Source organism: Rubripirellula obstinata, from assembly GCF_001642955.1.
Classification (GTDB): Bacteria; Planctomycetota; Planctomycetia; order Pirellulales; family Pirellulaceae; genus Rubripirellula; species Rubripirellula obstinata.
This window is the reverse complement of sequence record NZ_LWSK01000188.1, coordinates 1-6,949: the sequence shown is the minus strand read 5'-3', so window position 1 is coordinate 6,949 and position 6,949 is coordinate 1. Positions and strand designations below refer to the sequence as shown.

Genomic DNA, 6,949 nt, shown 5'->3' with positions numbered 1-6,949 from the left:
CTTTGTTGAATGATCTGCGGGCTACCCCTCGTACGATCGAATAGCAGCTTGCGATGCAAATCGGAACTTCCAAAGAAAACCCGAATTTCACCTTGACTAAGATTCCCTCATAGCAGCGAAAGGCGACTATGATTTTATCGACACGCCGTTCAGCGGCCGGGCGCGGGGTAGCGTAGCTCGTAAACGCGACACACGGCAATCTCGTGCAATGCCGTGAGTCGCAGAACTCCACACGGCCTACTTTTTACTTCAGCGACTCTTTCAGCACACGCCATCGCTCACGTAGGTCCTAATTCATAGTCGCCTTTTGCTCCGCAAAAGTAGCGTTTGTCGACGCATCTTTCGCGGAGCGAAAGGCGACTATGATTTTATCGACACGCCGTTCAGCGGCCGGGCGCGGGGTAGCGTTGCTCGAAAACGCGACACACGGCAATCTCGTGCAATGCCGTGAGTCGCAGAGCTCCACACGGCCTACTTTTTACTTCAGCGACTCTTTCAGCACACGCCATCGCTCACGCATCTGTTCTAGCTTTTCTTTGAAAGCTGGATTCGCGACTAGGTTGTCCAACTGATCTGGATCGCTTTCTAGGTCGAACAATTGCTCAAATACCGGATCCTCGCTGACGTAGCGAATGTAGGAATACTGGTCATCGCGAACGCCTTGGCTGTGGGGAATCGAGCCGTCGTGGCGATAGGGATGGTCGTAAAAGAAATCCGTTCGCCAATCAATTTCGTTGGGTGCGCCGGATGAATAAAGTTTCGTCAAATCAAGCCCGGCCATTTCCGCGGGTGGATCGATGCCGGCTGCCGCCAGCATTGTGACTGAGAAATCAGTGGTGATCACCAGCGGTTTAATCTTCGTACCACTCTTTGGAGCCCGGGCGTCGAACATGAATCCTGGGATCCGCAGCGAAGGTTCGTACATCACCCATTTGCCAAGCAATCCATGCTCGGTGATGTGATGCCCATTGTCGGACGTGAAAAGGTAAATCGTGTTTTCGTGAACGCCGCGTTGCTTCATGCTTTCAACAATTTTACCGACGCCTTTATCCATGCTGGACACTAATCGATAATAATCACGCATGTGCGTGTCGCGCCGCACAGGATGTTTCAATAGCGACATGCCACTGGCGCGGCCAAGCGATTTCTTGATCACCGCTGGTTCGCGCATTGCGTTTTCCAATGTTGCCGACGGCGGAACCGGCATCTCGACTCCATCGGTTTGGTTCGCAAATTCTGGATCCCAATCCTGGTACGGCGAATGCGGCGACTTGAAATGCACGAACATGCAAAACGGTTTGTCTTGATCTCGACCTTCCAAGAATCGGTCGACATGCATCGGAACGACTTCTGAATCGGTGTGCAGCGGATTGGTCAGGCCTTTCTTGCCAATGCGATTGCGAAAACCGGCTTTCCCGCGAGCGTCCGGCGGGCAATTGCACAAAGTATCTTTGCCATTGGATTGCACATACTTGCAATCGCGATTGTGAAAGAAGCAGGTTTGCATCGGTTGACCGGCCCAGAAATCAAACACGACGGCCCCAAGTTTGGTTCTGGCCGGCGTGTCACCGATGCCCCACTTGCCGAAAAACGCTGTTTCGTAACCGATCTTCTGAAGCCGACCGGGAACGCTTTCGCTGAATTGTTTTGGTGTGGGCGTTTTGAAAAAGTCATCGATTCCATGCTGAGTCGGATACTGGCCCAGCAATAGGTTTGCTCGGCTGATGGCGCAAATTGACGTGTTAACAAAGCACTGATCAAACACGACACCTTGGCTTGCCAGCGAATCCAGGTGCGGCGTTTGGATCGTTGAATTCCCCATGAATCCCACGCCATCCATCCGCTGGTCATCGGTGAAGAGCATGACGATATTGGGACGGTCTTGCGCTCGCAATTTTGCGGCATGCAAAGTGAACAGAACCGCTAGCAGAAAAACAAACAGAGAAGACTTCGGTGCGAGACGATTCATAACACTTTCGATTTTGATAGAACTTGTCCGACCGGCGACTTCGATGGCTCGCCGGCCTGTTCGGTGACATATTGAGGAACGGCGTAGCCAGGTAAACGTTGGCGAAGCACTTCGATCAATTCGAGACCGCGTTGCGTCGGAACCTCAAAATGAGCCGCTCCGCGAACTCGGTCCAGTTGGTGTAAGTAGTACGGCATCACCTGGGCGTTGATCAGTTTTTCACACAACTCAGTCAGTGCGTCGGCGTTGTCGTTGATTCCGCGCAGCAACACGGCCTGATTCAATACTGTAATCCCTCCGCGAATCATTGCATCGATTCGGTCTAAAACCAGGGTGTCTAGTTCGGCGGCATGGTTGGCGTGAATGACCATCCAAACGGCAAGTCGCGATTGGTCAAGTCGATCGATCAAATCAGCGGTCACCCGTTGCGGAATCACGACCGGCATTCGCGAGTGGATTCGTAAGCGACGAACGTGGTCGATCGATTCGATGTGAGTGAACAAATCGAACAGTTTCGTATCGACCAACGTCAGCGGATCACCACCGCTCAAAATGACTTCGTCGATGGTTGGGTTGGCTCGGATATATTCGAGCGCCGGCGTCCAATCGTGAGCACGATTTTCGGAATAGGGAAACTCGCGACGGAAACAGTAGCGGCAGTGAACACCGCAGGCTCCTGTCGTAATCATCAGGGTGCGGCCGTTGTACTTGTGCATCAGGCCACTGGCGACCATGGACGCTTGATCGCCGACGGGATCGGTGACGAATCGCGGGTCCGCGTTTTCGTCTTCTTGGGTGACCGGCAAGACTTGACGCAGCAGCGGATCGGCAGGGTCGCCGGGGTTTAAGCGGCCCAGGAATTCGAGCGGGACGAAGGTTGGGAATTGGTTTTCGCCACCGATTTTGCGGGCGGAATCATTGGAATCTGACAGGCCGACTGCCTCGCAAAGCGTGCCGGAATCGCGGATTGCCCGCTTCATCGCCGTTTGCCAATCGACTTTTCCGGCTTCGGATCGGTGTTGCTGAAAAACTGTGATGGAAGGCTTCGTAGCGGTACCGACAAAGTCGGGTTGGGGCGTTAGAATCTGACTCGGCGGGGATTTCGGCTGGGACTGATGGTCCTCGGCCGATCGTCCCTTGACTCTTTGTTTTGAAAACTGTTGTTGGATTCCCATGGCTACTTATAACACAAGTGACTTCCGTAAAGGATTGAAGGTAGAAATTGACGGCGACCCCTATCTGATGACGGAAATGACGTTTGTCAAACCGGGCAAGGGGAACGCGTTCTACAAGTGCAGGCTGAAAAACCTGGTTCGCGGCACCTCGGTCGATCGCACCTACAAGGGTGGCGATTCGCTGCAATCAGCCGACGTTGAAACAACGGACGTCTCGTTTCTGTATCGCCAGGGTGAAGATTTTGTGTTCATGCACACGGAAACATTTGAACAATACGAAGTGTCAGCCGAGGTTGCCGGCGACATTTGGAAGTACCTCAAAGACGGCATGATTTGCACGATGACGCTGTACAACGGCAACGCCATCATCGTCGATCCGCCCAATCAAGTCGAATTGGAAATCACCGAATGCGGCCCAGGAACCAAGGGCGATACGGCGACCAACGTGACCAAGCCAGCGAAGGTTGAAACCGGTGCAGAATTCAATGTGCCCGGTTTCATCAAAGAAGGCAACGTGATCAAGGTCGATGCCCGGACTGGCGAATACGTGGAACGAGTCAGCACGTAGACGAGCTATTAGCGATTAGCTTTTAGCTTTTAGCTTTTTGCGTGTTCAGCCAAGGTGCAGTCACGCTAGCCGGCTGGACGCCTAAAAGTAGGCCGTAGCGAGTGAAGCGAGTTACGGCAGCGTTGCCGAAAGATGCCGTCACTCGCTTCACTTTCTCTACGACGTACAGAAAAGCTAACAGCTAAAAGCTAATCGCTAAAAGCTCTCTTACCAATGAACACACTCTTCCTGCCCGAATTGCGAGAAATGCTCGCTGATGCCAATCGCGCAGAGTTGGAAGAATTCTGCGATGCGCTCAATGCTGGACGCACCGCCGAGTTCATGGAAGGGTTGGACAACGAAGAGATCTGGCAGGTGCTGCAATACGCGCCGCCAGACCGACGTGCCGAGATTTTTGGGTATTTCGAGCATGAACGGCAAGTCGAAATGTTGGCCAGCCATCCGGTCGAACAGGCGGCCGAGTTGGTGGACGAAATTTCGTCTGACGACCGCGTGGACTTGCTGCAAGAGATCGATCAGCCGCGCGTTGAGCAGATTTTGCAACTGTTGCCGGCCGAAGACCGTCGCGACATCCAGCGGTTGCAGTCTTACAAGGGCGAGACCGCTGGCGCGTTGATGACGACCGAGGTCGCGATGTTGGCCGAGAACCTAACGGTGCGAGAAGCATTGGATGAACTCGGTCGGCAAGCTTCGGAATTGGAAACGATTTACTACCTGTACGTCGTCGATGAAAACAATCAACTTCGCGGCATCGTTTCGACTCGCCAATTGGTTTCACGGCTGAATCGTCCTTCGCTAACGCTTGGCGAGATGATGGAATCGGATGTGATTTCGGTGCTGGTGACCGATGACCAAGAACACGTGGCCGAAAAAGTCGAACGTTTCAACCTGCTCGCGATTCCCGTGGTCGACAGCGGTCGGCAATTGCTCGGGATTATTACTCACGATGACGTGATCGATGTCGTTCGCGAAGAACTAGAAGAGGACGCGCAGCGGATCGCCGCGGTTGAACCGTTGGAGCAAGACTTCCTGCGGATTGCCCTGATGTCGCTTTCTTACAAGCGTGGCATCTGGTTGATCATTCTGTTTTTCGCCGCCTTGCTGACCGCGTTTGCACTTCGGCATTACGATCAAGAACTGGAAACCTATGCTTGGCTGGTTGCCTTCATTCCGCTGATCATTAGTGCCGGCGGCAACTCGGGAAGTCAGTCCGCAACGCTTGTCATTACTGCCATGACATCCGGCGACGTCAAGCTGACCGATTGGCCCCAGGTTCTGCGCCGTGAAGCCATCGTGTCATTGATCTTGGGCGGATTTTTAGCATCGATTGGGTATGCGTTTGCGATTTTTCTAGCACCCAGTGCGTTTGATGCTCTGGTGATTCCGTTCACGCTTTTGTCAGTCATCGTTTGCGGTTGTTTGTGCGGCGCGGCGCTGCCGATCATGTTTAAGCGAATCGGCTGGGACCCCGCGATGATGAGCAATCCGTTCGTCGCCGGCATCGTGGATATTTTGGGCATCGTGATCTACATCAACATCGCGCGAATGTTGTTGGGTTAACGATCGAGCCGGGTTTGGTCGGGATGCAGGCAAGCTAATCGGATGGAGGCCCTAAAGTAGGCCGTAGCGAGTGGAGCGAGTTACGGCAGGGCGCAAAAAATGCCGGAACTCGCCCAACTCGCTACGTCCTACAGTTTGTTCGTTAAATCGGTTCCGGTCCTAACGATTGGGCGATGCTTGCGGGTTGGTGAAATCGAAGCGTTGTTTTTTTGCATCATGGTTCGGACCTGGCCCTCGCCAGAGTGTCAAACTTTGCTTTGCTAGGGCTTCGATATCAGTGGCAAAAAAATGACCAACCCAAAAGAACGCGAATTCCAAAGAGCGGTGACTCGGCAAGCGCCAAGCAAACCGGCTCAGAAAGGATCTCACGAAACGCTTCGCCGCGGGCTTGCGTTCTTCATGGCGACGTTTGTGCTCGCATCGGCTGGCTACAAAATTGCCGGATGGAGTTGGATCGATTCGGTCTACATGGTCACGATCACGATCTTTGGTGTCGGATACGGGGAAGTTCATCCAGTCGAATCGCCCGGGATGAAACTGTTGACGATGGGTTTGATTCTGGCGGGATGCACCTCGCTTGTCTACGTAATTGGCGGCATCGTTCAGATGCTGGCCGAAGGAGAAATCGAGAGAATGCTTGGAATACGAAAACGATCCAAAGACGTGGACTTGCTGCACGACCACACGATCATTTGCGGCTACGGTCGCGTCGGTCAAATGTTGGCCTCCGAATTGGAAGCTCATGATCAGCCATTGGTCATCCTTGATATTGATGCGACTCGAGTCGAGCAGGCAACCGAGGATGGTTTTTTGGCAGTTCAGGGCAACGCCGTCGATGATGAAACGCTGCACGATGTTGGTTTGTTCCGCGCCCGAACCTTGGCGACCGTGTTACCCGACGACGCCAAGAACGTCTTCATTACTTTGACCGCTCGCGATCTTTGCGATTCGATTCGGATCATCGCAAGAGCCGAATGCCCGACGACAGAACGAAAACTGATTCGCAGTGGCGCGTCGCACGTCGTCATGCCAGCAGCGATCGGCGCGATCCGAATCGCTCAATTGGCGTCCAATGATGAAGCGGACGAAAAAGAATTGCCCGAAGCACGGTACCGCATGGTGCATGGTCAACCACAATCTTGCCTGGTCACACCAACAGACGAAGATTCGGTTCAAGATGAAGTGGAAGAACTTGCACACCTAGCGTCCGACTTGGCTCATTCGATCGCAGCGAAAAAGTCCGAAGTTGTGGAAGTCGATTGAACGAGCGGTGAATAGGTGTCGCCTTTCTTGGCGAAATTAGCGAATCCGCAGAAAATCGTCCCGGCGTGACGGAAGCCCTTCGGAACTGTCCTAAAACAAGTTCCGTCTTTGGCGAAATCTTTCGTAGCTGGGCCCGCCAGGGTTCAGTCGGGTGCAGCTAGAAGTGAACTGAACCCTGGCGGGACCAGCTACGGGAAAACCGGGAAGCTATTTCGGGACAGTTCCTCGGCCGCGAGCCTGAGCCAAAAGAACGAATGCAGAAAAATGATGTGGCGGTAACCATCAGCGCCGTAAAGAGTTTCTAAATCGTTTAACCGCGTGGGCATCGCCCCGCGCCGTGAAGGGTTTCTAAATCGTTTAACCGCGTGGGCATCGCCCCGCGCGTCCATGCAGGGCGTAACGCGCGGGGCGATG

6 protein-coding genes are annotated in these 6,949 nt (G+C 53.6%); 3 read left to right on the top strand and 3 right to left on the bottom strand.

What is annotated here, in order from left to right; translation table 11 throughout:
• Positions 1-478: 478 nt before the first annotated feature.
• Both RC85_RS24240 and epmB read right to left on the bottom strand, forming a co-directional pair.
• Positions 479-1,969: a sulfatase-like hydrolase/transferase gene (locus RC85_RS24240; RefSeq protein ID WP_068267328.1), complete on the bottom strand. Its 1,491-nt coding sequence runs from the start codon at positions 1,967-1,969 to the stop codon at positions 479-481.
• On the bottom strand, positions 1,966-3,144 hold the full coding sequence (epmB, locus tag RC85_RS24235) for an EF-P beta-lysylation protein EpmB (protein ID WP_084422991.1): 1,179 nt from the start codon (positions 3,142-3,144) through the stop codon (positions 1,966-1,968). Before epmB ends, RC85_RS24240 begins: the two co-directional genes overlap by 4 nt.
• On the opposite strand from epmB, the gene efp reads away from it, so the two are divergent.
• The 3 genes from efp to RC85_RS24220 all read left to right on the top strand — a co-directional run bounded on the left by efp (position 3,143) and on the right by RC85_RS24220 (position 6,535).
• A complete protein-coding gene (gene efp, locus RC85_RS24230; RefSeq protein WP_068267327.1) occupies positions 3,143-3,712 on the top strand; it encodes an elongation factor P in 570 nt (189 codons plus the stop codon). The genes epmB and efp overlap by 2 nt on opposite strands.
• Before the next feature lie 213 nt (positions 3,713-3,925).
• Positions 3,926-5,272 carry a magnesium transporter gene (gene mgtE, locus RC85_RS24225; protein WP_068267326.1) on the top strand — a complete coding sequence of 449 codons (1,347 nt, stop codon included), beginning with the start codon at positions 3,926-3,928 and terminating at the stop codon, positions 5,270-5,272.
• A gap of 288 nt (positions 5,273-5,560) precedes the next feature.
• Positions 5,561-6,535, top strand: a complete 975-nt coding sequence (locus RC85_RS24220; protein ID WP_068267325.1) for a potassium channel family protein — start codon at positions 5,561-5,563, stop codon at positions 6,533-6,535.
• 188 nt (positions 6,536-6,723) lie between these two features.
• Here the strand turns inward: RC85_RS24220 and RC85_RS28680 are convergent.
• A partial coding sequence (locus RC85_RS28680; protein ID WP_238383215.1) for a hypothetical protein occupies positions 6,724-6,949 on the bottom strand: 226 nt, incomplete at its 5' end.

Coding starts and splice junctions, on each gene's coding strand:
- RC85_RS24240 (WP_068267328.1), bottom strand. CDS start 1,969: ATGAATCGTCTCGCACCGAAGTCTTCTCTGTTTGTTTTTCTGCTAGCG.
- efp (WP_068267327.1), top strand. CDS start 3,143: ATGGCTACTTATAACACAAGTGACTTCCGTAAAGGATTGAAGGTAGAA.
- epmB (WP_084422991.1), bottom strand. CDS start 3,144: ATGGGAATCCAACAACAGTTTTCAAAACAAAGAGTCAAGGGACGATCG.
- mgtE (WP_068267326.1), top strand. CDS start 3,926: ATGAACACACTCTTCCTGCCCGAATTGCGAGAAATGCTCGCTGATGCC.
- RC85_RS24220 (WP_068267325.1), top strand. CDS start 5,561: ATGACCAACCCAAAAGAACGCGAATTCCAAAGAGCGGTGACTCGGCAA.